Origin of the sequence: Clostridium fallax (assembly GCF_900129365.1) — a bacterium.
Classification (GTDB): Bacteria; Bacillota; Clostridia; order Clostridiales; family Clostridiaceae; genus Clostridium_AH; species Clostridium_AH fallax.
The window spans coordinates 22,041-46,861 of record NZ_FQVM01000016.1; the positions used below are offsets into that span (position 1 = coordinate 22,041).

General features: G+C 27.0%; 25 protein-coding genes and 2 pseudogenes. 1 reads left to right on the top strand and 26 read right to left on the bottom strand.

Annotation, left to right across the window (positions count from 1 at the left end; translation table 11 throughout):
• Positions 1-42: 42 nt before the first annotated feature.
• The 13 genes and pseudogenes from BUA70_RS08725 to BUA70_RS08785 form a co-directional block, all read right to left on the bottom strand.
• Positions 43-303 (bottom strand): YlmC/YmxH family sporulation protein, encoded by a 261-nt coding sequence (locus BUA70_RS08725; protein ID WP_072896373.1) that lies wholly within the window; start codon positions 301-303, stop codon positions 43-45.
• 93 nt (positions 304-396) lie between these two features.
• Positions 397-1,170, bottom strand: coding sequence for an RNA polymerase sporulation sigma factor SigG (gene sigG, locus BUA70_RS08730; protein WP_072896376.1), 774 nt, complete (start codon positions 1,168-1,170; stop codon positions 397-399).
• A 79-nt stretch (positions 1,171-1,249) separates the two neighbouring features.
• Complete coding sequence (gene sigE, locus BUA70_RS08735; protein ID WP_072896379.1) at positions 1,250-1,957, bottom strand: RNA polymerase sporulation sigma factor SigE; 708 nt, start codon at positions 1,955-1,957, stop codon at positions 1,250-1,252.
• A 13-nt stretch (positions 1,958-1,970) separates the two neighbouring features.
• On the bottom strand, positions 1,971-2,777 hold the full coding sequence (locus BUA70_RS08740; protein ID WP_072896381.1) for a sigma-E processing peptidase SpoIIGA: 807 nt from the start codon (positions 2,775-2,777) through the stop codon (positions 1,971-1,973).
• 224 nt (positions 2,778-3,001) lie between these two features.
• Positions 3,002-4,105 carry a cell division protein FtsZ gene (ftsZ, locus tag BUA70_RS08745; protein ID WP_072896383.1) on the bottom strand — a complete coding sequence of 368 codons (1,104 nt, stop codon included), beginning with the start codon at positions 4,103-4,105 and terminating at the stop codon, positions 3,002-3,004.
• Positions 4,106-4,118: 13 nt separating this feature from the next.
• On the bottom strand, positions 4,119-5,372 hold the full coding sequence (ftsA, locus tag BUA70_RS08750) for a cell division protein FtsA (protein WP_072896386.1): 1,254 nt from the start codon (positions 5,370-5,372) through the stop codon (positions 4,119-4,121).
• A 179-nt stretch (positions 5,373-5,551) separates the two neighbouring features.
• Positions 5,552-6,826 carry a glycosyltransferase family 2 protein gene (locus BUA70_RS08755; RefSeq protein WP_072896388.1) on the bottom strand — a complete coding sequence of 425 codons (1,275 nt, stop codon included), beginning with the start codon at positions 6,824-6,826 and terminating at the stop codon, positions 5,552-5,554.
• A gap of 492 nt (positions 6,827-7,318) precedes the next feature.
• Complete coding sequence (locus BUA70_RS08760) at positions 7,319-8,368, bottom strand: type IV pilus twitching motility protein PilT (RefSeq protein ID WP_072896390.1); 1,050 nt, start codon at positions 8,366-8,368, stop codon at positions 7,319-7,321.
• 3 nt (positions 8,369-8,371) lie between these two features.
• Positions 8,372-9,136 (bottom strand): shikimate dehydrogenase family protein, encoded by a 765-nt coding sequence (locus tag BUA70_RS08765; RefSeq protein WP_072896392.1) that lies wholly within the window; start codon positions 9,134-9,136, stop codon positions 8,372-8,374.
• 55 nt (positions 9,137-9,191) lie between these two features.
• Positions 9,192-9,470 (bottom strand): annotated as a pseudogene (locus BUA70_RS08770) (sigma-70 family RNA polymerase sigma factor); the annotation flags it as partial.
• 202 nt (positions 9,471-9,672) lie between these two features.
• A complete protein-coding gene (locus tag BUA70_RS08775; protein WP_072896394.1) occupies positions 9,673-10,386 on the bottom strand; it encodes a hypothetical protein in 714 nt (237 codons plus the stop codon).
• Positions 10,387-10,722: 336 nt separating this feature from the next.
• A complete protein-coding gene (locus BUA70_RS08780) occupies positions 10,723-10,947 on the bottom strand; it encodes a hypothetical protein (RefSeq protein WP_072896396.1) in 225 nt (74 codons plus the stop codon).
• Positions 10,948-11,315: 368 nt separating this feature from the next.
• Entirely contained in the window at positions 11,316-11,639 is a 324-nt protein-coding gene (locus BUA70_RS08785) for a hypothetical protein (protein ID WP_072896398.1), read from the bottom strand.
• A 246-nt stretch (positions 11,640-11,885) separates the two neighbouring features.
• Between BUA70_RS08785 and BUA70_RS08790 the strand changes: the two genes are divergently transcribed.
• Positions 11,886-13,391 (top strand): recombinase family protein, encoded by a 1,506-nt coding sequence (locus tag BUA70_RS08790; RefSeq protein WP_072896401.1) that lies wholly within the window; start codon positions 11,886-11,888, stop codon positions 13,389-13,391.
• Between the two features lie 27 nt (positions 13,392-13,418).
• Here BUA70_RS08790 and BUA70_RS08795 read toward each other — a convergent pair.
• From BUA70_RS08795 to BUA70_RS08855, 13 genes and pseudogenes are all read right to left on the bottom strand, one after another.
• Positions 13,419-13,847 (bottom strand): annotated as a pseudogene (locus BUA70_RS08795) (sigma-70 family RNA polymerase sigma factor); the annotation flags it as partial.
• A gap of 67 nt (positions 13,848-13,914) precedes the next feature.
• On the bottom strand, positions 13,915-15,519 hold the full coding sequence (locus tag BUA70_RS08800; protein WP_072896405.1) for a peptidoglycan D,D-transpeptidase FtsI family protein: 1,605 nt from the start codon (positions 15,517-15,519) through the stop codon (positions 13,915-13,917).
• Between the two features lie 51 nt (positions 15,520-15,570).
• Positions 15,571-16,191 carry a uridine kinase gene (gene udk / locus BUA70_RS08805; protein ID WP_072896408.1) on the bottom strand — a complete coding sequence of 207 codons (621 nt, stop codon included), beginning with the start codon at positions 16,189-16,191 and terminating at the stop codon, positions 15,571-15,573.
• Positions 16,192-16,212: 21 nt separating this feature from the next.
• Complete coding sequence (locus BUA70_RS08810) at positions 16,213-17,433, bottom strand: peptidase U32 family protein (RefSeq protein ID WP_072896411.1); 1,221 nt, start codon at positions 17,431-17,433, stop codon at positions 16,213-16,215.
• A gap of 4 nt (positions 17,434-17,437) precedes the next feature.
• Complete coding sequence (locus BUA70_RS08815; RefSeq protein WP_072896413.1) at positions 17,438-18,082, bottom strand: O-methyltransferase; 645 nt, start codon at positions 18,080-18,082, stop codon at positions 17,438-17,440.
• Between the two features lie 13 nt (positions 18,083-18,095).
• The gene (gene mltG, locus BUA70_RS08820; RefSeq protein WP_072896415.1) at positions 18,096-19,112 is read right to left on the bottom strand and encodes an endolytic transglycosylase MltG; all 1,017 of its coding nucleotides are present in this window, start codon (positions 19,110-19,112) and stop codon (positions 18,096-18,098) included.
• Between the two features lie 80 nt (positions 19,113-19,192).
• The gene (typA, locus tag BUA70_RS08825) at positions 19,193-21,019 is read right to left on the bottom strand and encodes a translational GTPase TypA (protein WP_072896418.1); all 1,827 of its coding nucleotides are present in this window, start codon (positions 21,017-21,019) and stop codon (positions 19,193-19,195) included.
• Positions 21,020-21,118: 99 nt separating this feature from the next.
• Positions 21,119-21,469: a YlbF family regulator gene (locus tag BUA70_RS08830; protein ID WP_072896420.1), complete on the bottom strand. Its 351-nt coding sequence runs from the start codon at positions 21,467-21,469 to the stop codon at positions 21,119-21,121.
• 21 nt (positions 21,470-21,490) lie between these two features.
• A complete protein-coding gene (locus BUA70_RS08835) occupies positions 21,491-23,158 on the bottom strand; it encodes a ribonuclease J (RefSeq protein ID WP_072896423.1) in 1,668 nt (555 codons plus the stop codon).
• Between the two features lie 67 nt (positions 23,159-23,225).
• Entirely contained in the window at positions 23,226-23,678 is a 453-nt protein-coding gene (locus BUA70_RS08840; protein WP_072896425.1) for a Fur family transcriptional regulator, read from the bottom strand.
• Positions 23,679-23,699: 21 nt separating this feature from the next.
• Positions 23,700-23,960 (bottom strand): DUF1292 domain-containing protein, encoded by a 261-nt coding sequence (locus tag BUA70_RS08845; protein ID WP_072896427.1) that lies wholly within the window; start codon positions 23,958-23,960, stop codon positions 23,700-23,702.
• A gap of 55 nt (positions 23,961-24,015) precedes the next feature.
• Positions 24,016-24,432: a Holliday junction resolvase RuvX gene (gene ruvX, locus BUA70_RS08850; protein WP_072896429.1), complete on the bottom strand. Its 417-nt coding sequence runs from the start codon at positions 24,430-24,432 to the stop codon at positions 24,016-24,018.
• Positions 24,433-24,476: 44 nt separating this feature from the next.
• Positions 24,477-24,737, bottom strand: a complete 261-nt coding sequence (locus BUA70_RS08855; protein ID WP_072896431.1) for an IreB family regulatory phosphoprotein — start codon at positions 24,735-24,737, stop codon at positions 24,477-24,479.
• Between the last annotated feature and the right edge of the window lie 84 nt (positions 24,738-24,821).

Below are 24,821 nucleotides of genomic sequence, written 5' to 3' on the forward strand. Positions count from 1 at the left end.
TCAAAGTGTATACCCTATTATACACATTTTTCATGGATTTTTCTAGTTATCTCCTTCTAATTTTCCTTTTGTATCCACTAAAATTACATCTACCCCTATTTTTATTATGTCACTCCAAGGTATTTCTATAAATTCCATTTTTCCAAAAAAGCTATTTTTTTGTATAGGAATTAATATAGATTCAATTTTACTTTCATCACAATTAATCTTTAAATCTCTTATAAAGCCTATTTTAGCACCTAATTTTAAATCTATTATCTCCATGTTTTTTATATTATTAAGAGAATGAAAATTAAACTCCATAAAATCCCTCCTTATTAATATCAATATATGAATTATCTTATAAAATATATTCTTATTTTATTTAATATAAAAAAAAGAGCTCTTAAAAGAGCTCTAAACATATTTTCTCATATGTTTTAATGCTGTTTTTTCAAGTCTTGAAACTTGTGCCTGAGAAATTCCTATTTCATCTGCTACTTCCATTTGGGTTCTTCCATTAAAAAACCTTAAATTTAATATTAGCTTTTCTCTATCATTTAATTTTTTCATGGCTTCTTTTATGGAGATATTTTCTAGCCAATTATCATCTAAATTTTTTGTATCAGAGATTTGATCCATAACATAGATAGCATCTCCTCCATCATGATATATAGGTTCAAAAAGAGAAACTGGATCCTGTATTGCATCTAATGCAAATACAACTTCTTCCCTTGGAAGATTTAATTCCTTTGCAATCTGAGATACTGTTGGCTCCTTATTATTATCATTTACAAGTTTATCTCTAACTAATAATGCTCTATATGCTATATCTCTTAAGGATCTACTTACTCTTATAGAGTTATTATCTCTTAAATATCTTCTTATTTCCCCTATTATCATTGGTACAGCATAAGTAGAAAATTTTACATTTTGAGAAAGATCAAAATTGTCTATTGATTTCATAAGTCCTATACAGCCAACCTGAAACAAGTCATCAACATTTTCCCCTCTGTTGTTAAATCTTTGAATTACGCTTAATACTAATCTTAAATTTCCTTTTATAAATTTCTCTCTTGCGGTTATATCTCCATCCTTCATTTTTAAAAGGAGTTCTTTCATTTCTTTCTCCTTTAATACTGGGAGCTTTGAGGTATTAACGCCACAAATTTCTACTTTGTTTATAATCACGTTTTTCAACTCCTTTGAAGTATGACTTAGTGCATTTATATTCTTACCGCAAGAGAGAAATTTTATACTAAAGACAAACCTATACCATTCTATTAATTTCTTTTTTTAATCTTCTTATTATTTTCTTTTCTAATCTAGATATATAAGATTGAGATATCCCAAGCATATCTGCTACTTCTTTTTGTGTTTTTTCCCTAGTTCCAAATAGTCCAAATCTTAACTTTACTATTTCCTTTTCTCTTTCATTTAGACTTTTCATAGCTAAAAATAATAATTGCTTATCAACTTCATCTTCAATTAAATTATAAACAATATCATTGTCTGTTCCTAAAATATCTGATAATAAAAGTTCATTTCCATCCCAATCTATATTTAAAGGTTCATAAAAAGATATTTCAGCTTTTACTTTACTATTTCGTCTTAAGTACATAAGTATTTCATTTTCTATACATCTTGATGCATATGTTGCAAGTTTTATTTTTTTCTCTGGATTAAAAGTATTTACTGCCTTTATAAGTCCAATGGTACCTACAGATATTAAATCTTCAACACCAACGCCAGTGTTTTCAAATTTTCTTGCTATATAAACTACTAATCTTAAATTTCTCTCAATTAATATACTTCTTATTGATTCTTCCCCTGACATAAGTTTTAAAACAAGCTTATCCTCTTCATCCTTTGTTAGTGGAGGTGGCAGTGCATCATTTCCTCCAACATAATGCAAAGACTTAAAAAGCCCTTTAAACTTACATAAAATTCTGTTAAGCCATAATGATATTCTCCCCATTTTTTTCTCCCCCTTATAAAATTCCTCTAGATAATAAACCATTAAATTCTTTTGTTCTACTTAAATTTTCTTTGCATAAGCAAATTATTGCTCTTTTTTTTATTACTTTATCTTCATCTATTTTTAAATATATTTCATCTGGTATAAATCCTTTAAGAATACCAGTATGTCCATTTATAGCTTTATAAGGTATATTGTATATATCCTTTTTAAAAAAGTTTATATTTTCTAAATAACTGTCTTCAACAATTATTACAGGTAAGCAAGTGGCTGGTTCTGTTAATTCATTTCCTGTATCTAAGAAGGCCTTAAATTTATACTCTATACCTTTTTCTATAATTGTTACATCATAAATTAATGATGTTAAAATCCTTTTATCTTTTATATATAAAATAACTCTAAATAAAATAAGATATATTATCATAATAGAAAGTAAAACAAACTTAAAAGAAAACTCACTTATTACATAATCTTCTCCTAAATTATAAGAATTTTTATATATAACAAAAGTTAAACAAAACCCACTTAATAATATGGATAAAAGGAAAAAACTTATTACAGATTTTATCATAACCTTTAAATCTTTAGTCTTATTCAAAATGTAAATCATTAAAACTGCAACTAACACTTTAAAAACAAGTTTTGATAAAAACTCTAAATCAGGAATCACCATTGTTAAAGTGTAAAGACTTCCTATAGTAGCTGCAATTAAAAGTCTTTTGTAGTTAACTTCTATCTTTAAAATTTGATTTAAAATTAAAAGTAAAAAACCATTAACTATAAAATTTTCAAATAATAATACATCTACATATAAATCCATATAATCACTCCTTACAAATAATTATAAAACTTGCTTCAATAAAATTTTGTCATTTTGTATTTCTTAAATCTATTTTTTATATATTTATTTCCTACAGTAATATTTAAAAATCCACATAAAAACATTTCTTTTTTTAAATAAAAAAAATATACTTTCTTAATTTGTAAAATTAAGAAAGTATATATTATAAAACTATTATATTTTATTCTCTGCTTTTTTAAATTTTATCTTCTTGATCTTCTTAGAAATGCTGGAATATCTAATTCATCTCCTGAATTTGAGTTTGAAGTAGTTGATGCCACTTCTCTTTCTGCCATATCTATATTAGTTTCTGAAACAGTTTCCTCTATAGTTTGAGAACCTATTTCATTTGCTCCTTTTTCAAATCCTGTTGCAATTACTGTTATTCTTATTTCATCTTTAAGAGATTCATCTATAACAGCTCCAAATATTATATTTGCATCTGGATCTGCAGCTTCTTGTACTATTTCTGCTGCTTCATTTATTTCTAAAAGTCCTAAGTCAGCTCCACCAGTTACATTTAATAGCACCCCAGTAGCTCCTACTATAGAAGTTTCAAGTAATGGTGATGATATTGCTTGCTTTGCAGCATCTTGAGCTCTAGTTTCACCAGTACCATTACCAACACCCATATGAGCCAATCCTTTATCAAGCATAACAGCTCTAACGTCTGCAAAGTCTAAGTTTACAAGACCTGGAATTGTTATAAGGTCTGATATACCTTGTACACCTTGTCTTAAAACATCATCTGCTAGTTTAAAAGATTCTAATAAAGTTGTTTTCTTATCAACCATTGTTAATAATCTTTCATTAGGTATTGTAACTAGTGTATCTACTCGTTGCTTAAGGTTATCTATACCCATTTCAGCATGTTTCATTCTTCTTCTACCTTCAAAAGGAAAAGGTTTTGTTACAACCCCTACAGTTAATATTCCCATTGATTTTGCTATTTCTGCTACAACAGGCGCAGCACCAGTACCAGTTCCACCACCCATACCAGCAGTGATAAACACCATATCAGCACCTTTTATTGCTTCTGCAATTTCATCTTTACTCTCTTCTGCTGCTTTTTTTCCTATCTCTGGATTAGCGCCTGCACCTAACCCCTTTGTTAGTTTATCACCTATTTGTATTTTTTGTGTAGCATGTGATAAAAGTAATGCTTGTTTATCTGTATTTATTGCTATAAACTCAACATTTTTTAATCCTTCAACTATCATTCTATTAACAGCGTTGCTTCCGCCACCGCCACATCCAATTACCTTTATATTGGCAAACTCTTGCATATCTACATCAAAATCTAACAAAATAATTCCTCCTTTAGAAAATGTCATCAATAAGTCTTTTTAAGTTTTTAAGCCATGATTTTTTCTTAGAATCAGTCTTAATATTTTCCTCTTCAAATTTATTTTCTATTTTTTTAATTTTTTGTGCTTGCAATATTTTTATATCTACTTCTAATTTTACCTTATCAAAGGCATCTTTAACAATACCTATTGAGTTTATTATAGAAGAATTTTGTAATCCTAATTGATTTTTTGTTACTATAAATACTTTCTTTTTAAAAATATCTTCAAAAACATATTTTATATCTTCAAAATTTGTTATTCCTTCACCAATTATGAAAATTTCATTAATAGAATCTACTATTCCTCCCTCTAGTAGATTTTTATAACAAATCTTAGAAATTTCATCTAATCTTGCATTAACTACATAATAGTATAATTCATCATCTAAGCTAGAATCACTAACTTTTAACCCATTAACTAAGCCCTTTTTAAAAATTGTTCTATAGTTTTCACTAAATTGCAATTTAATTTTTTCTGCTTCTTCAAAAGGTATCTTAGCACAGATAGATAAATCCCTTGATATATTTTCACCACCAACAACACTAGAAGATATAAATTTCAACTGATTCTTTTCATAATAAGCAAGATCAGTACATTCTGCTCCTACATCTATTATTAATGTATTTAATCCTAAAGTTCTTTCATTTAATAGTATACTTTTTAAAGAATTAGAATTCAAAAGAAATCCTTTAATATTTAGTTTAGAAAGTAAAAATACATTTCTATAACTGTTTATTATTTCTTTTTTGCATAAAATTATAGATGTAACTACTTCTAATTTTTCACCCTTAAGGTTCATTGGATTTTTTGTAATAGTTTCCCCATCTATTATAAATGATTCTATTAAAATATCCAATATTTCCTCATCGTTGTGCATACTAATTTTTTTTGCTTCTTCTATTGATCTATATATATCTTCACTTTCTATTATATTTTCACTAGAACATATATAACTATATCCAATTGACTCTATAACTCTACACTGTGAATTACTTATTCCTACATAATAATCTTTTAAATCTAAATTAGTGGCACTACTTAATTTTTCACTACAATTCCTAACTGCTTCTGAGGCTAAATTGATATCTGTTATTACCCCCTTTGTTATACCCTGTGATTTAACTGATACAGTATGTATAATTTCAAAGTCTTCATTTTCAGTTGTAGCTAAAGTAGCGCAAATGCTATTACTTCCAATATCCATTCCAACTATATATTTTTGCATTTATATTATGTCTTCCCTCCTTGCGCTCTAATAATTAATACCTTAATATATTCAACATAAAGTGTATTTTTCCTCTTTATTTTTAAAAAATTATCTTTATTTTAATAATTTATTAAAAAAAGAGAATAGGATTTTGCCTATTCTCTTAAAGTTCTATCTATTTTGTAAATTCTAAAACTTTACTTCACCTTTTCAAGTTCTCTTATTTTTACACTTCTTGTATGTAAAGTATGAGACCATTCTTTATCATTTTTATGAAGTATTCCTTGAACTGAAATAGGTATCCAAGTTAAAGAAAATATTGGCAATATTATATAATACCAAAAAGCTTTTAAGCTTAATTTTTTATCTAATAATAAAATAAATGGTAAGTAGATAAATTGTAGAATTCCCAAAAGTACTACTGCAAATATTGTCATATTGAAATTAGCAGTATTAATAGTATTTACTACTGACATTACCATTCCTGGAGCCATCTTAAAGTAATTAACAAAATTAAGTATCATAGCTATTCCTAAAAGAATTATTATTATAGGTTGAATACTATATAAAGCACAATCAAAAGCTACAAAATCAAAATTCTTTAAAGCTTTTTTCATAAGCTTTAAAAAATATCTGCTAGAAACATCTGCAAAACCTTGCATCCATCTTTTTCTTTGTGACCATGATTGAGCTAAAGTAAGAGGCTTTTCATCATAAATCTTAGCATCATGAGCCCAGCCAACTTTTTCTCCATTTAAGACTAGTTTACAAGTGAATTCCAAATCTTCTGTTAAACAGGTTGCACCCCAACCTAATTTTTTTAACACTCCAGTATCTATACAAAAACCTGTACCACCTAACTGATTAGAAAGTCCTAGATTATTTCTTGAAAGCTGTAACATTCTATTTGATGACCAAAAAGATATTGAATAAGCTCCTGTAATCCAAGTATCATTAGGATTTTTACTATCTAAATATCCTTGAACAACCTTATATCCCTTAAGCAAAGTTCTATTCATCTCAGTTAAGAAATTACCAGACACTAAATTATCCGCATCAAAAACGCCTATAGCATCGTATTTTTTCTTCATTTTAAAAATCTTGTCAAACATCCATTCTAGAGCATAACCTTTACCACGTTTATCCTCTACATTTCTTTCAAAAACTTTTGCTCCATGTTCCCTTGCAATTTTTGCTGTAGAATCTGTACAATTATCTGCAATTACAAAAATATCATATAATTCCTTAGGGTATTTTAACTGCTTTAAACTATCTACAGCATCTCCTATAACCGCCTCTTCATTATGTGCTGCAACAATTAAAGCAAAACTTTTTTTAGGTTTTACTTCTTTTTTAGATTTTATTCTTATAATTCCAAAAAAGGAAATAATTAAATAGTACATACTAATTATAAAAACTACATTAGTATATACTACGGTTATCAGCTGTAATATATTTTTAAAAAAACCCATTAACAACTCCCCCTTAATTCATTGCTATTGTAGCATAATTTTAAAATAAATACTATAAGTTTAATAAAAAATTGATATTACTTAATAACACTTAACCTTGTTATTTTCTTAATCAACTTGTTAATATATGGTATAATAAAGGAAAGATATAAATTCATTATATTTTTAAGGAGGTTTTATAATGTTATGAAATGATGAAATAGAATTTATAAAAATTCCATTTCATAGATATGATGAATCCTTTGGATAATAGGTTTTAAAAAAACTAAGCTAAGGGAGGGTTATATAATGAAAAGAGAAATGATAAATAAAATAATCCATAACATTAGTGATTATGAACCTTTAAACTACTCTTTAAAATTTTTAGATTATATGATTTTTTAAATTTTATTAATAGATAATTTATATTAAAGTATTTACAAAAATTTATTCTTTAGTAACTTCTAAATTTTATATTTAGAAGTTACTTTTCTTTAAAAAAATAAGTTTACTCTAATTAATTTCCTTTTCTATTGCTTCTTTATCTATTCCATAATCTAGTACTGTATCTTTAGATATTAAATTTTTTTTATACATCTCTAGTAATGACTTATCCATAGTTTTCATTCTATATTTTCCACTTGTTTGTATTATAGATTCTATTTGATAACTTTTACCTTCTCTGATTAAACTTCTTATTGCAGAATTAGAAATCATTATTTCTGATGCTAATATCATTTTTCCATCTATTGTTGGTACTAATTGCTGAGATATTACACCCTCTAATATAGTAGCTAATTGAGTTCTAATTTGCATCTGTTGATTAGCTGGAAAAACATCTATTATTCTATCTATAGTTTTTGCAGCACCTATTGTATGTAAAGTAGATAATACTAAATGTCCTGTTTCTGCTGCAGTAATAGCTGTTGCAATAGCCTCGTAATCTCTAAGTTCCCCTATTAATATTACATCTGGGTCTTCCCTTAGTACAGATTTTAATGCACTTTTATACGAAGGACTATCTACTCCTATTTCTCTTTGATTAATAATTGATTTATTATGACAATGTAAAAACTCTATAGGTTCTTCTAAAGTTATTATGTGCATTGCTTTATTTTTATTTATTTCATTTATCATTGCTGCTAAAGTAGTACTTTTTCCACTTCCAGTAGCTCCTGTTATTAAAACTAATCCTCTCTTTTTATTGCATAATTCTTTTAGTACCTTTGGATAATTAAAATCATCTAGGGTTGGAATTTTTAAAGAAACAGACCTTATCGCTATGGCGTCTACTCCTTTTTCTTTAAATATATTTACCCTAAATCTTCCTATATCTTTAAGAGAATAAGAAGCATCTATTTCTCCTAAAGTATAATATTCTTTTAATTTTTCTTTTAGTATTTCCTTTGTATAACATTCCAAATCAAAGGAATTTAATTTTTTCTCTTTTATCTTTAGCAGTTTACCATGAATTCTAATCATCGGCTCTATTCCTACTGATAAATGTAGATCTGAGCCCTCTTTTTCTATTAAAGTAAGCAGTAATTCTTCTAATTTTATCATTAACTATATCTTATTTAACTCCTTTTCCCAAAGCTTTATTGAATAAACTGCCTGATAATAAAGCATATCCCATCCATTAACTACTTTAAGTCCTAAATCTAACCCTCTCTTTAAAAATTCATTTACTTCTGGAATATAATTAAGATCATAAAGAATAGTAGACTTTTTATACTTTTCTATAGTTATAGGAGATATATTATTATTTATATTTCCTAAGGTAGTTGCATTAATTACCAGATCATATTTTGATATATCTTTTATCTCATTTATATTTAAAATATCATTAGATTCTATAAATTCTTTTTTGCACTTTTCTATATTTCTGCATCCAAAATCTATAACTTTTGCACCTAGATCTTTTATAGCTAAATACACAGCCTTAGAAGCTCCGCCATTTCCTAATATTAATACGTTATTATCTTTAACTTTTACATTATTTTCTTCTAAACTCTTTATAAATCCAAAGTAATCTGTATTATACCCTATAAACTTTCCACTTACATTTACCACTGTATTCACAGCTTTTATTAAATTCGCTGGATAATTAACTTCATCTAAATAATATATAATCTTTTCTTTATATGGTACTGTAACATTAAAACCTATAATATTTTCTGGAAGATTCTTTATAAAACTTTCTAAATCCTCTTCTCTTGTATCAAATAATGTATAGTTTAATTGAATGTTATTATCTTTGTAATATTTATTATGTATACTAGGTGATTTAGAATAATTAATATTTTTTCCTAATAATCCTACCTTTTTCATATTTCCTCCATATAAATAAGCTAAATTCCCTAAGTAAAGGAATTTAGCTCTTAATTTACTTTTTACTATTAAGTTCCTTACATAATTTTTTAAGAGCTTTCTTCTCTATTCTAGAAACATAGCTTCTAGAAATATTTAATAGTGCTGCAATTTCTCTTTGAGTTTTAATATGTCCATCAATAAGCCCATATCTCATTTCTAAAATTTTTTTCTCTCTTTTTGTAAGTACAGAATTAATTTTATTATAGAGCTGCTTAATTTGCAAATTATTCTCAACAGTTTCTAATACAGAATCGCTTTCACTACTTAATACATCTATTAAGCATATTTCATTTTATTTAATATGTTGTATACATATTCTAAAACTTAAAAATATTACAAATGAAATTCATAGCTTAAATTATATCCTTATTAAACTTATTATATACAATAGAATAAAAATACTTTATTTATATTTTTATATTAATTTATGAGAAATAAAAAAGTTCACTTATAAATTATTATTTTTAAATAAATACTACATCTCAATTGTTAAATTATATAATATCTAATAATTTATTTTTTTCAATATACCTTATAAAATCATCACCAAATTTAGTTAATCTTGGTGCAACCATTCCATTAGCTGTCATTGTTAACTTTAGATGATTTAGTTCAAATAATTTTTTTCTATATAACTCCTCTATCATTATATCTACCAAGTATTTTTTTTCAATTAATTCTGGAAAATAATCCAATAATGGCTGCATAGGTGATCCCATAGAATAACTATTTTCTGATATATTCTTCTCTTTAAGTTTTTTAATAGGATTATTAAAATAATCTAATATCCTTAAATGCCATATTGTCAACTCATCAATATAATTTAAAAACATTATTTGCTCATTTTCATCTATTGATATATTGGTAGCAGTATTTATACAAGCATTATGCAATGAATTTAATTTTTCATGCTGATGATTTCTCATAGCAACTTGAGTTGCTTTAAATAGGATACTTATAAATTGATCATTATTTTGTAAACTTTCTATATTAAAATTATCTACCTTCTTTTGTAATTCTACTAATGATTCATAAATTTTTATTAACCATTTATCTCGTCTTTTACTTAATGGTTCTGAAATAACTAAATTAAATGCTTCTGATGCCACTCCTCCAAACCCTGGAATAAAACTCAATGTATTCTTTATAATAGAATGAACATAATCTACCTTTGAACTTTTTAAATCTTTCTTTATATCATCTTCCATACTAACCTCTTTTTATAGCATATTTATTATTTAATCTTCTATATAAATTATATTTAACTTAAATCTTAAATGTTACAATTTTATTTATTCTAATATATTCATAAATATTATAATTGTAATTAAAACACTTAAATTTTCATTTTTAATATACTAATAACATTCATTTTTTCTATTTATCTTTAGTCATCTGATATATTAAAATAGCCAATAATTTATAAAAAATTTAATATAAAATTATATTTTATAAACATATAATAAGACTTTGTAAAATATAATATGTTGGAATATCTTTATATTTTTATCCTTTATAATAAAGGCCCATTAAGCCTAATTTTTCTAAAGTGTAATATTTATAGTTTTATCTTCCTTTGTTATTATTGTCACATCTAAATTTTGAGATTTTAAACTTTCTTCTTTTTCTTCCTCATTTTTTATAATTCCTTTAGCTCTTCTATGAAACTCTTCTTCTGCTATAGATTCTAATGCTCCAAGAACATTCTGCCAGTTTTTTTCGTTTTCCTCTTTTGAGATGTTTGGCTCTATAATAATTACCTTCGCCATTAAAACCACCTCTTTTTATTTATACTATAAACTTATTTTTTAATTCCTTGTTCTTTTAAATTTAAAACTATAAAAATAGACTTTTCTAAAGAAAAGTCTATTTTTTCTATTTATATGTAATTCTTCTTATATATTCTTATATTATAGAGATATTTTAAGCACTGTCATAACCATAACTTTATGCTTCTTCAATCAATACTATCTAATAAAAAAGCAAAATAATGATCCAAATAATATAATCTTAAAATCTATATTATACTATTTATAATTATAAATTTATTTGTAAACTTATAAAAAATATTATTAGTAAAATATATCTTTTATTAATAAGCATAAAAAAATAGGCTCTTCTTTACAAAGGCCCATTCTTATTTATATATGAAAAATAATATTCCCAAAATCACTATAACTACTATAAGCATTACTAATAGTATTTTTATTATCTCCTCATCTGACCATTTTTCTTTTTTTTTTACTTTATTTACTGTTAATACATCATTATATTTATTTAAACTTTCAACTATTTTATATTCTTTAGTACTATCCATACCTAAATCAGCATCCTTAAAATCTTCATAAACCTTATTAAACAGCTTAGTAAATTCTTCAGAACTTTCATCTATTTCTTTTACACCTTTAGATTTTAAATAAACTCTAACAGCTTTAGTCATTACATCTTCTTTAGTAATCATTCCTTCACCCCTTTAAAAAATTAAGTAATTAGCTTATTTAAATATAAACAATTTAGATAATTATTGCAAGTTTAATATACCTAAAATAAGGTTTATTATTATATATTTTTAAGTTTTGCTTTTTCATAATAAAAGCTATTATTAAAAACATAAGAAATACTTTATTTTTAAACTTGATTAATATCCATATTTTCCTATACAATATATAGTGTACTGTATAATTTTCCCATTAAGGAGGTGCTAAAAATGAATATAGCAATATATTTAAGAAAATCTAGAGCCGATGAAGAACTTGAAAAAACTTTAGGTGAAGGTGAAACTCTTTCTAAACATAGAAAGGCACTCCTTAAATTTGCTAAAGAAAAAAATCTTGATGTTATTGAAGTTAAAGAAGAAATTGTGTCAGGAGAAAGTTTATTTTTTAGACCTAAAATGTTAGAACTTTTAAAAGAAGTAGAAAATAATTTATATGACGGTGTCCTTGTTATGGATATGCAACGTTTAGGTCGTGGTGATATGGAAGATCAGGGCATAATCTTAAAGACCTTTAAAAATAGTCATACTAAAATTATTACACCTCAAAAAACTTATAACTTAGATAATGATTTTGATGAAGAATATACAGAATTTGAAGCCTTTATGAGTCGTAAGGAATTAAAAATGATTAATAGGCGTATGCAGGGAGGAAGAGTAAGAAGTGTAGAAGATGGAAATTATATAGCCACTAATCCTCCATTAGGATATGATATTGATTTTATAAACAAAGCAAGAACTTTAAAAATTAATCCTTATGAATCTGAAATAATTAAATTAATATTTAATATGTATATTGATGGCAATGGAGCTACCTCTATATCTAATAAATTAAATTCTTTAGGATATAAAACTAAAGCTAATAATAAATTTGGTCCTAGCTCTATTTTATCTATAATAAAAAATCCTATTTATATAGGTAAAATAACTTGGAAAAAAAAAGAGATAAAAAAATCGCCTAGCCCTTACAAACTGAAGGATACAAGAACTCGAGATAAATCTGAATGGATTATAGTTGAAGGAAAACATAGTCCTATAATAGATTCTAATATATTTAATAAAGCTCAACAAATATTAAATAATAAGTATCATGTTCCTTATCAAATAATAAATAATCCTGTAAATCCTATGGCAGGATTAATTATTTGTGGTATATGTAATAAAAAAATGAGTATGCGTAATTTAAGAGGAATATATAGATTACTCTGTACTAATAAATGCGGCAATAAAAGTGTAAGATTTGAATATGTTGAAAAATCTCTTTTAGATTCTTTAGAAAAATATACTGAGAAATATAAAGCTTCTATAAAAAATAATACAAAGAAAGATTTTGATAAATTCTATAGGAAACACCTTCAAAGTTTAAAGAAAGAATTACAAGGCTTAAAAAAACAGAAACTAAATTTATTTAATTTATTAGAAAGAGGAATTTATTCTGACGAAGTTTTTCTTGAAAGATCTAAAAATATAGATATTAGAATATTAAATACTGAAAAGGAAATCCTAAATTTAAATAAACAAATCGAAAAAGAGAATAAATTTAATAATGAAGATATTATTAAATTTGAAAATATTATTAAAGCATACAAAAGTACTACTGATATAAAAAAGAAAAATAATCTTTTAAAAAGTATATTATTTAAGATAGAATATGTAAAAAACTCCAATCAAAAAAATAATGACTTTGAAATAAAGATATTTCCTAAATTGATCCATTAGGTATGATTACATATAGCATACCTAACGGATTTCATTTCCTTCCTTATCTACACCTATAGGATCTTGCAAAAAAACTTCTCCTTTAGTTTTTTTACTATTTCTAAATAACATTAATATCTCATTCTCTATACATCTTGCTGCATATGTTGCAAGTCTTGTTCCTTTATCTTGGTTATAAGAATCAATTGCCTTTATAAGCCCTACAGTTCCTATAGATATTAAATCATCTACTTCCTTATTTTGAAAAGAGTATTTTTTTACAATATGAGCTACTAATCTTAAATTTCTTTCAACCAAAACATTCTTTGCTTCTAAATCACCATCTTTTAATCTCTCTAAGTACATTTCTTCCTCTTTTTCATTTAAAGGCTGAGGAAAAGTTGCATTTCCTGTTACATAGCCAGACAATAATACCATATTACCTATCATTTCTGCAAAATAGCTGAATAAAAACATTAGTTGAGCCTCCTAAAATTGCTTATTATATAATATGTTTCAAATTTAAAAAACTGAACAGTTAAATTTATTTTTTTGTTATAGATGATATAACATCTTTAAAAATTGGTGCTGCAGTATTACCTCCAACCATTTCTTCGCCTTCTGCATTTTTTCCTTCTATTCCTGGAACAAAAACCATCATGTTATAATATTGATTTTCTATGTTGAAATATCCTAAAAATGTACCATAATCTTTGTTATTTCCATTGGCAGTACCAGTTTTTCCACCAATATCTATTCCTTTTATTTTAGCATTATATCCACTTCCAGTTTCTACTACTGCTTTCATATCTTTTTTAACTTTTCTTGCAGTTTGTTCATTTATTACTTTTTTATTATCTTCACTAGAAAATACTTTTACAGTGTTATTATCTTCATCTAATATAGAGTCTATTATATAAGGCTTTACGTAAGTTCCATCATTTACAACTGTTGAAAGTAAAGATACCATTTGAAGAGGAGTTGTTACTATAGATTGACCAATAGAAAAATTAGTTACACCTCCATTTAAATCAGCTTCTCCAATTCTTTCATCTTGAAATCCAAGAACTTTACTAAAAACCCCTTGATTTTTTGCAAAGTTATAAAGATCATTATATCCTATTTTCATTGCTAGTTTTTGAAAAAATACATTACATGAAACTTTCATTGCTGTTTCTAAATCTATTGACCCATGAGCATGAGATTTCCCATTTCTAAAACAATTTTTCCCATCACAATATATCTTTTCATTTTCTTTTATTATTCCTTCTTCTAATGCTAACTCTGCTGTTAAAATTTTAAATATAGATCCAGGCTCATACCCATAAGTTCCCCCAAGTAAAATATTTACTTGCTTTTCATCTTTTTGAGCTAAAGCTTTTATTTTACCGGTTTTAGATTCTACTAAAACTACCCCTGCATTTTCTAGATTGCTATATTTAGGATCATTTAAAACTTCTCTAATTTTACTTTGCCACTGATTATCTAAAGTTGTTTTTATATTTATATTTTTACTTTCATCATCTATTTTTGATAAAGTATATATAGCATTATTATCTAAGGAAAATTTAACATTAGGAAATTCATTATCTTTTATGTATTCATATATAGTTCTTTCTAAAGTTCCAAGAGGTTTAAGATCTTTTTTAATTTTCCCCTTATCTTCAACTTCATTATAATAATTCCCTAATAAATTCTCTATTTTCCAAGCTTCTTTTTTTTCAGTTACATCTTTAGAAAATGTATATATTCCTTTAATATTCTTAATTTCTTTTAATTTATAATAAGTATTTTCAGATATTTTTATATATTCTTTTTCTCCATTTTTAAAGATTTCTTCTAATGAAAAATCTGGATTATCACTTTTAACAATATAGCTAAAGGCCAAAAGGTCATCAAGAAATGTTCTAGGATCATTTAGTCTAAAAGGTTTTTCATCTATAACTAAATAATACTCCTTTTTATAATCTAATAAATTTTCTCCTTTTTCATCTAATAATAATCCTTTACTATCTGATATTATTTCCTTTTGAATATTAGACTTATTATCTTTTTCCATCATATTTTGTTGAACTTTAAATACTCTATATGCCAAGAATATGAAAACAAATATTATTAACGATGACAACCTTAGTAATTTTTTACGCAAAAAAACACCTCCTTTAGCTAGATTCTAGCCTATAAGGAGGTGTTTTATTCATTATTGATTTAATATTTGTTTTATTTTAGCTACTAGTATGTCTATGGCAACCTTATTTTGTCCGCCTTCTGGTATTATTATATCAGCATATCTTTTAGTTGGTTCAGTAAATTGCATATGCATTGGTCTTACAACGCTTAAATATTGATTTATAACTGAGTCTACTGTTCTTCCTCTTTCATTTATGTCTCTTATTAATCTTCTTATTATTCTAACATCAGCATCAGTATCAACATAAATTTTTATGTCTAATAAATCTCTTATTCTCTCATCTGAAAGAACTAAAATACCTTCTACTATTATTATATCCTTTGGTTCTACAGTAATAGTATCATTTTTTCTATTATGCTCAGCAAAATCATATATTGGTTTTTCTATTGCTTCTCTTTTTATTAAAGTTTGTAGATGCTCCATCATTAAATCATTGTCAAATGCATCTGGATGATCATAATTTGTTTTACGTCTCTCATCCATAGATAAATTGCTTTGATCTTTATAATATGCATCTTGCTCTATCATAGCTATACAATCTTCTTGAAATTTATTAAAAATTTCATTTGCAATAGTACTCTTTCCTGATCCTGTACCTCCAGTTATGCCTATTAATATGGGTCTTTTCATTGGTTTGCCTCCCTTAACTAACTATTTGCTTTTTATTAACATATCCTTTTCTTTTAATTCTCTATCTGTTTTGATTGAGAATATCATCTGAGCTCTAGGTGCTACATCTATTTTGTTTCCAGCTTCATCTTTCATATCTAAAAGATTTACTTTAAATCCATCACCTTTTGGGCTAAGTACTTCTACAGTATCACCTTCAAAAACTCTATTTCTTTGTTCTATTAAGGCAATACCCTTTTCTTTATCATAACTTCTAACTACACCTACTATATCATAATCTCTTATGTAAGATGAGTTTTCATAGATTTGCATTGAAGAATTTTGTCCAAAATAAAATCCTGTATGATAATTTCTATGACTAACTTTCATTAATATATCTAGCCACTTTTCATCAAACTTATAATTTTCAGGGTCATTTAAATAAGCATCTAACGCCTGTCTATAAGCTTTTACTACAGCGGCAACATAATATGCACTTTTCATTCTACCTTCTATTTTAAAGGAGTATATACCACTTTTAACAAGTTCCGGTATGTGCTTTATCATACATAAATCTTTAGAATTCATTATGTATGTTCCTTTTTCATCTTCTACCACTGGGAAATATTCTCCTGGTCTTTTTTCTTCAACAAGATAATATTTATATCTACAAGCTTGAGCACAAGCACCTCTATTTGCATCTCTTCCTGTTAAATAGTTAGATATTAAACATCTACCAGAATAAGCCATACACATAGAGCCATGTACAAAAGCTTCTAAATCACAGTCTTCTGGAACGTGCTTATAAATTTCTTCAATTTCCTTAAAGTTAAGTTCTCTCGCTAAAACTATTCTCTTAACTCCTTGGCCATACCAAAACTTAGCAGCTTTCCAGTTTACATTATTAGCTTGAGTACTTAAATGTATTTCTAGATCCGGTACTACTTCCCTTGCTGTAACTATTATTGAAGGATCAGATACTATTATAGCATCAATTTTTAAAGCTTCTAATTCTTTTAAATATTCTTCAATTCCAACTAAATCTGAATTATGAGGAATTACATTTAAAACTACGTAAACCTTTCTTCCTCTTTCATGAGCATACTCTACTCCTTCTTTCATTTCTTCATTAGTAAAGTTATTTGCAAAGGCTCTTAAATTTAGTTTACTTCCACCTAAATAAACAGCATCTGCCCCAAAATCAATAGCAGTTTTTAGTTTCTCAAGGTTTCCTGCTGGTGCTAAAATTTCAGGTTTTCTCATAAAATTACCTCCTCTTTGTAACTGCTATTCCATCTCCCATAGGAATAACTGTTGTAATTAAACTTTCATCTTTCGAAACCATATCTAAGTAAGTTTTCATTCTTTTTACTATAGTTATTTTTCTTCTTTTAACTAATTCTTTAGATGCAACCATGCCCCTAAATAGAACATTATCTGCAATTATTATACCATCATCTTTTAAAAGTCTTAAGCAATGTGGGAGAAAATGATTATAATGTCCTTTACCTGCATCCATGAATATTAAATCAAATTTATCTTCTAAGTTTTCAAGTATTTCTAAACAATCACCTTGTAAAACTTTAATTTTCCCTTTAAGATTATACTTTGAAATGTTATCTTCTGCAATAGAAATCATCTTTTCATCTCTTTCTATTGTTGTAATTTCCGGTTCTGTTTCTGCTGCTTCATACATTAAAATAGCTGAATATCCTATTGCAGTACCTAATTCTAATATTTTTTTAGGTTTTTTCATAGAAACCATAAATTCTAAAAATTTAGCTGTTTCTTTTTGTACAATTGGAACAGAATTTTCTCTTCCAAAATCTTCTATATCCTTAAGTTTTCCTTCTCTTTCAGGAATTAAGCTTCTTAAATAGGTTTCCATATATTCATGTGTGATTCCACTCATGTTGTATCCTCCATTAATATCCTAATTCTTTCTTTTTCTTTAAAAAATCATTGTAATTATTTGTAAAATAATGACTATCGTCTTTTGTAAGTATATAATATAAATGCTCTGTTGTTTCGGGCTTTAATGCGGCTATTATAGATGGTTCACCTGGGTTGCATATAGGTCCTATAGGTATACCTTTTTTCTTATATGTATTGTATGGTGAATTTATCTCTAAATCTTTAAGGGTTACTATATCTTTATGTTTCCCTAAAGCATATAAAACAGTAGCATCTATTTGAAGTGGCATATCTTTTTTTAATCTATTATATATAACAGAAGCTATTAAAGGTCTATCTTTATCTATTCTAGCTTCTTTTTCTATAATAGAAGCTACAGTTATAACTTCTTCTATTTTATCTTTAGGAATAGTTATATTAAGCTTATTCTCTATTTCTTTTAACACTTCTTCAAATCTAGAAATCATTATAAAAATTATATCTTTAGCACTTGCATCTTTGTTTATTACATATGTATCTGGAAACAAAAAACCTTCTAAAGGATATCTTATATTTTTATTTTTTTTAATATAATCTGGTAAAGGATAATTCTTTACAGCTTTTAAGAATTCATCCTTAGAACATAATCCTAATTTTTCAAGTTTACTACCTATATCTTCTACTGTAAATCCTTCTGGTACTGTAACCTTAATTTCTTTATTATTTAATCCACCATTTTTTAATAATTTTATTAAATTTTCTAAATTAGTATCCTTTAATACATTATATATTCCCGGTTTAATTTCAGAATTTATATGATTTTTCTTTATGTACATTTTTATAGCTAATAAGTTATTTAGTTTACCCTCTCCACTTAACTTATCTAAAACTCCATAAAGACCTTCTCCTTCATTTACTACTATTTCCATAGTTTTATCTGAGGTTTTCAATGGTTTTTTTATTGCATTTTTATAAAAAATAAATAACATAGCAAAAATTATTATTATAAAAGTAACTACTACTAAACCTAAGTTTAACTTTTTTCTCATAAAAGCCCCCTATATACAAAAGTAAATAGCCTAAATTAGGCTATTTACTTAATTATAATACAAAACTTTAAAACTATAAACTACTTAGCATTTCTCATTGATCTTTTTCTTTCAAGAACATCTAATATTCTTTTTCTTATTCTTATGCTCTTTGGAGTAACTTCTACTAATTCATCAGAATTTATAAATTCTAAGCTCTCCTCTAAAGTCATAATTCTAGCTGGTGAAAGTCTTAAAGCTTCATCAGCTCCAGATGATCTACAGTTTGATACATGCTTTTTCTTACAAATATTAACATCAATATCATCAGCTCTTGAACATTCTCCACAAACCATACCTGCATATACTTCTGTACCTGGTTCTATAAATAATGTACCTCTTTCTTGAGCATTAAATAATCCATAAGTTATAGCTTCTCCAGATTCAAATACTGTTAATGAACCTCTATTTCTTCCTGGAATTTCACCTTTATATGGACCATATCCTTCAAATACGTGATTCATTATTCCGTTACCCTTAGTATCTGTTAAGAATTCATTTCTAAATCCTATTAATCCTCTTGCAGGAATTCTAAACTCAAGTCTTGAATATCCATTAACTGCTGATGTCATATTAACCATTTCAGCTTTTCTTGGTCCCATTTTTTCCATAACTGGTCCCATGAATTCTTCTGGAACATCTATTGTTAAATATTCCATTGGTTCTTCTAATTTACCATTTTCATCTTTTCTAAAAATAACATTTGGTTTTGAAACTTGGAATTCATATCCTTCTCTTCTCATAGTTTCTATAAGAATTGATAGGTGTAATTCTCCTCTTCCGCTTACTTCAAAACAATCAGGAGATAATTCATTTACTCTTAAACTTACATTTGTTTCAAGTTCCTTCATTAATCTATCTCTTAAGTGTCTTGAAGTTACAAAGTCACCTTCTCTTCCTGCAAAAGGTGAGTCATTTACTAAAAAGTTCATACTTAATGTTGGTTCATCAATATGAACAAAAGGTAGTGCTTCTGGACAGTTAGCATCTGCTATAGTCTCTCCAATATTAACATCACCAACTCCACTCATAGCAATTATATCTCCAAGTTTAGCTTCTTCAGTTTCTTCTCTCTTTAATCCGTTATAAACATAAAGACCTGAAACTCTAAAGTTTGATGTAGATCCATCTTTTCTTACTATTGTAACCATTTGATTTTTAGTTACAGTTCCTCTTTCAATCTTTCCGATAGCTATTTTTCCAACATATTCGCTAGAATCTAAGGTTGTTACTAACATTTGGAAAGGCTCATCAATTTCACCTTTTGGTGCTTCAACATGCTTTATTATTGTTTCAAATAATGGAGTCATATTATCGTTAGTATCTTCAACTTCATATTTAGCTATACCATCTCTTGCTGAAGCATAGATTATTGGGAAATCTAATTGTTCATCATTTGCTCCAAGCTCTAAGAATAATTCAAATACTTCATCAATTACTTCTTCAGGTCTTGCATCTGATTTATCTATTTTATTTATTACAACTATTGGTTTTAATCCAAGTTCTAAAGCTTTTTTTAGAACAAACTTTGTTTGTGGCATTGGTCCTTCATAAGAATCAACAACTAAAATAACACTATCTACCATTTTAAGTACACGTTCAACTTCTCCACCAAAATCTGCGTGTCCTGGTGTATCTACTATGTTAATTTTTATTCCATCATGCATTACTGCTGTATTTTTTGAAAGGATTGTTATTCCTCTTTCTTTTTCAAGATCATTTGAGTCCATAACTCTTTCTTGAACTTTTTCATTCGCTCTAAAAATATTACTTTGCTTTAATAGTGCGTCAACCAATGTTGTTTTACCGTGGTCAACGTGTGCAATTATCGCTATATTTCTAATATCATCTCTTGTTACTATAGCCATTTTAATTCCTCCAATGTGTTTACTGCAAAATAAAATTGGATACCCAAGTATCCAATTCAATTATTTTAATAATAATATTATTGAAAAGAAAAGTCAAATTTATTTTGACTCTGGTGCAATTACATTTACTCCTATAGCATCATTTAGGATTTTTAATAAATCCTCCCAAATCACTGCAAATCTAGCTTCACTTTGAAGATAGTTTGCTACATCTGGGTTTGTCATTGCTACAGCACCTAGATTTTGCATCTTTTGCTTTGTCTCTTCTGAAATTACGCCCTTGCTCATTTGTTCTGAATAAGCTTCTATTTGTACTTTTCTAAAATCTTCAACAATTTTTTTATTTTCTTCTTTGTTATTAATATTTTCTGTTGCTACCCTATAATCTACAACTTCCTTAAGATTTTTAAGTTCTTCTGCAAATTCGTGAGCTTTATCATAAATATTCATTTCTACACCTTCATATCTAAACTAGATTTCCATTATTATTGGTAATATCATAGGTTTTCTCTTTGTTTTCTCATATAAATAAGTTCTTAAAGATTCTTTTATACTAGATTTCATTGTAGCCCAATCTGTTATTTTATTTTGTTCACATTCTTTTAATACAGATTTTACAATTTCTCTAGCTTCATCCATAAGATCTTCAGATTCTCTTACATATACAAAACCTCTTGATATAATATCTGGTCCTGCTATTACAGATGCATTTTCTTTTGAAATTGTTACAACTACAGTTAAAATTCCATCTTGAGAAAGATGTTTTCTATCTCTTAATACTATATTTCCAACATCTCCAACTCCAAGTCCATCTACAAAAACCTGACCTGATGTTACAGTTCCAGATTTTCTTATAGAATCTCTTGAAAGCTCAATAACATCTCCATTATCTGCTATCATTACATTTTTAGGTGCTAAACCTAATTTAATGGCAAGTTCTCCATGTTGTTTTAAATGTCTATATTCACCATGAACTGGAATAAAAAACTTAGGTTTAACTAATGAATGCATAAGTTTTAATTCCTCTTGACAAGCATGACCTGAAACGTGAACATCTGCAAGAGCTTCATAAATTACTTCTGCACCTTTTTTAAATAATTGATTTATCACCTTAGAAACTAACTTTTCATTTCCTGGTATTGGTGATGCAGATAATATAACCATATCACCTTCTTGTATGTTAAGCTTTTTATGCTCTGATGATGCCATTCTAGCTAAAGCTGACATTGGCTCACCTTGGCTACCTGTTGTTATAACAACAATTTTGTTATTTGGATATTTACTTATGTTATCAACACTTACTAAAGAGTCTTTATCCATTGTAAGATAACCAAGTTCTATAGCTACTTGAACTATATTTTCCATACTTCTTCCTGATACAGCTATTTTTCTTCCATATTCTTCTGCAGCGGTTATAATTTGTTGTATTCTGTGGATATTAGAAGCAAAGGTTGCAACGATAATTCTGCCTTTAGCCTTTGAAAAAATTCTTGTAAAGTTTTCTCCAACTGTTCTTTCAGACATTGTATATCCTGGTCTTTCTACATTTGTACTATCTGCAAGCATTGCTAGCACACCTTTTTTACCTAATTCTGCAAATCTTGCAAAGTCCATTACCTCACCGTCTATAGGAGTATAATCAATTTTAAAGTCTCCTGTATGAAGTATTGCTCCTAATGGAGTATGGATTGCTATTGCAACTGAATCAGCTATACTGTGATTTGTTTTTATGAATTCTATTGATACAGAGTTTAACTTAATAATGTCTCTTGGACTTACTCTGTGTAATTCTGTTGTGCTTAATAAACCGTGTTCTTTTAACTTAGTCTCTAATATACCAAGAGTTAACTTGGTACCATATACTGGAACATTTAATTGCTTTAATATATATGGTAATGCTCCTATATGGTCTTCATGACCATGAGTTAAAAATATTCCCCTAACTTTATCTCTATTCTTTAAAAGATATGATATATCTGGAATAACAATATCTATTCCAAACATATCTTCCTCTGGGAACTTAAGACCACAGTCGATAACCACAATATCATCTTTAAACTCTATGGCTGTCAAATTTTTTCCGATCTCATTTAAGCCGCCTAATGGGATTATCTTAGCCTTAAGTTTTTCTCTCTTCATAATTCCCCTCCTTATCGCTAAATTATTAGAAGGATATCTTCTCTTTTTATGAGAGGAATCCTTATTTTTATTTTGTTCTACATTCATCACATAAACCAAAAAACTTTAAGCTATGATCTAAAATCTTAAAGTTATACGTTTTTTCTATTCTTTGTTCTAATTCATCTAACAAATCATCTTCTACTTCTAAAACTTTTCCACAGTTATTGCATACTAAATGATGGTGTCTATGATTCTCATCTTCATGAGCCAATTCATATCTGCTGCATCCATCTTCTAAGTCTAATCTATATATAATTCCCATTTCTTCTAATAATAAAATGGTTCTATATACTGTAGCTAATCCTATCTCTGGACAATTTTTCTTAACAACATCATAAATCTCTTCCGCTGTTAAATGTTTTCCTTCTGATTCTATTATAGCGTCAACAATTGCCCTTCTTTGAGGTGTTAATTTATATCCTCTTCTTTTTAAGTCTTCCTTTAAATTATTTATCATCTCCAAAGTTAGCTTTGACATTAATTTACACTACCTCTCATTCTAATTGATATCTTCAAGAGCAAGTAGCTCATAAGCCTCCGATACCATTAAAAATTCCTCTTCGTCATCTACTGAAGCTAAAGCTTCATTTCCATCTTCATCTATAACTACTTTAAGAGCTACTGCATCTTCTTCTTCACCATCTGATGGCACAACTATTAAATATTCTTTATCCTCTATATCTAATTTTGTTACTACATCAAACTCTACTTCATTACCCTCTTCATCTAATAGTACTATGTTATTTACTTCGTTTTGCATATTATAACACTCCTTTATTGTAATATCAATTGATAATCCTTGTCAATTTCCAATATTATAATTTAGATATTCTATCTAAATATCCTTGTAATATATAAGTTGCTGCAATTTTATCTACAATCTTTTTTCTTTTTGCTCTAGATAAATCCGCTTCAAGCATAGCTCTGTGAGCTGCTACTGTTGTAAGTCTTTCATCCCAAAACTCTATTTTAGGATTAAAATTTTTCTTAAGCTTTTCACAAAATTCTTTAGCCATTTCTCCTGAAGGCCCTATAGTACCGTTCATGTTTTTAGGTAATCCTGCTACTATTGTTTCTACAGCATATTGATCATATATTTTTTTTACTTCTTCAACATCTGATGAAAAGTTTTTTCTTTTAATTGTAGTTATACCTTGCGCTGTAAATCCTAAAGGATCGCTTATAGCTACTCCTATTGTCTTTTGACCTATGTCTAGTCCTAAGATCCTCATATTTCAACTCCTTAATTAAATAAAGAGTACCCAAAGGGTACTCTTTATTTTATCTCTAGATAAGATTTTATTACCTCTTCAAGTATTTCATCTCTTTCAAGTTTTCTAACTAACGCCCTTGCTCCGTTATAATTCGTAATATAAGTAGGGTCTCCTGAAATAAGATATCCAACTAATTGATTAACAGGATTGTATCCTTTCTCCTTTAGTGAATTATATACATCTGTTAATATAGTTTTTGTTAAGTCCTTTTTGTCTTTACTAAAATCAAATTGCATTGTATTCTCTAAATTATTCTTTTCCATAGCTCACTGCAATATATTTGCAGTTTCACCCCCTTACAAAAAGTGCACAAACTATATTTATTACTAATTATTATACACTATATA

What these genes read in the sequence shown, in the direction of transcription:
- BUA70_RS08725 (WP_072896373.1), bottom strand. Translation starts at nt 303, where the DNA reads ATGGAGTTTAATTTTCATTCTCTTAATAATATAAAAAACATGGAGATA.
- sigE (WP_072896379.1), bottom strand. Translation starts at nt 1,957, where the DNA reads ATGGGGAGAATATCATTATGGCTTAACAGAATTTTATGTAAGTTTAAA.
- BUA70_RS08740 (WP_072896381.1), bottom strand. Translation starts at nt 2,777, where the DNA reads ATGGATTTATATGTAGATGTATTATTATTTGAAAATTTTATAGTTAAT.
- ftsA (WP_072896386.1), bottom strand. Translation starts at nt 5,372, where the DNA reads ATGCAAAAATATATAGTTGGAATGGATATTGGAAGTAATAGCATTTGC.
- BUA70_RS08755 (WP_072896388.1), bottom strand. Translation starts at nt 6,826, where the DNA reads ATGGGTTTTTTTAAAAATATATTACAGCTGATAACCGTAGTATATACT.
- BUA70_RS08760 (WP_072896390.1), bottom strand. Translation starts at nt 8,368, where the DNA reads ATGATAAAATTAGAAGAATTACTGCTTACTTTAATAGAAAAAGAGGGC.
- BUA70_RS08765 (WP_072896392.1), bottom strand. Translation starts at nt 9,136, where the DNA reads ATGAAAAAGGTAGGATTATTAGGAAAAAATATTAATTATTCTAAATCA.
- BUA70_RS08775 (WP_072896394.1), bottom strand. Translation starts at nt 10,386, where the DNA reads ATGGAAGATGATATAAAGAAAGATTTAAAAAGTTCAAAGGTAGATTAT.
- BUA70_RS08780 (WP_072896396.1), bottom strand. Translation starts at nt 10,947, where the DNA reads ATGGCGAAGGTAATTATTATAGAGCCAAACATCTCAAAAGAGGAAAAC.
- BUA70_RS08785 (WP_072896398.1), bottom strand. Translation starts at nt 11,639, where the DNA reads ATGATTACTAAAGAAGATGTAATGACTAAAGCTGTTAGAGTTTATTTA.
- BUA70_RS08790 (WP_072896401.1), top strand. Translation starts at nt 11,886, where the DNA reads ATGAATATAGCAATATATTTAAGAAAATCTAGAGCCGATGAAGAACTT.
- udk (WP_072896408.1), bottom strand. Translation starts at nt 16,191, where the DNA reads ATGAAAAGACCCATATTAATAGGCATAACTGGAGGTACAGGATCAGGA.
- BUA70_RS08810 (WP_072896411.1), bottom strand. Translation starts at nt 17,433, where the DNA reads ATGAGAAAACCTGAAATTTTAGCACCAGCAGGAAACCTTGAGAAACTA.
- BUA70_RS08815 (WP_072896413.1), bottom strand. Translation starts at nt 18,082, where the DNA reads ATGAGTGGAATCACACATGAATATATGGAAACCTATTTAAGAAGCTTA.
- mltG (WP_072896415.1), bottom strand. Translation starts at nt 19,112, where the DNA reads ATGAGAAAAAAGTTAAACTTAGGTTTAGTAGTAGTTACTTTTATAATA.
- typA (WP_072896418.1), bottom strand. Translation starts at nt 21,019, where the DNA reads ATGGCTATAGTAACAAGAGATGATATTAGAAATATAGCGATAATTGCA.
- BUA70_RS08830 (WP_072896420.1), bottom strand. Translation starts at nt 21,469, where the DNA reads ATGAATATTTATGATAAAGCTCACGAATTTGCAGAAGAACTTAAAAAT.
- BUA70_RS08835 (WP_072896423.1), bottom strand. Translation starts at nt 23,158, where the DNA reads ATGAAGAGAGAAAAACTTAAGGCTAAGATAATCCCATTAGGCGGCTTA.
- BUA70_RS08840 (WP_072896425.1), bottom strand. Translation starts at nt 23,678, where the DNA reads ATGTCAAAGCTAACTTTGGAGATGATAAATAATTTAAAGGAAGACTTA.
- BUA70_RS08845 (WP_072896427.1), bottom strand. Translation starts at nt 23,960, where the DNA reads ATGCAAAACGAAGTAAATAACATAGTACTATTAGATGAAGAGGGTAAT.
- ruvX (WP_072896429.1), bottom strand. Translation starts at nt 24,432, where the DNA reads ATGAGGATCTTAGGACTAGACATAGGTCAAAAGACAATAGGAGTAGCT.
- BUA70_RS08855 (WP_072896431.1), bottom strand. Translation starts at nt 24,737, where the DNA reads ATGGAAAAGAATAATTTAGAGAATACAATGCAATTTGATTTTAGTAAA.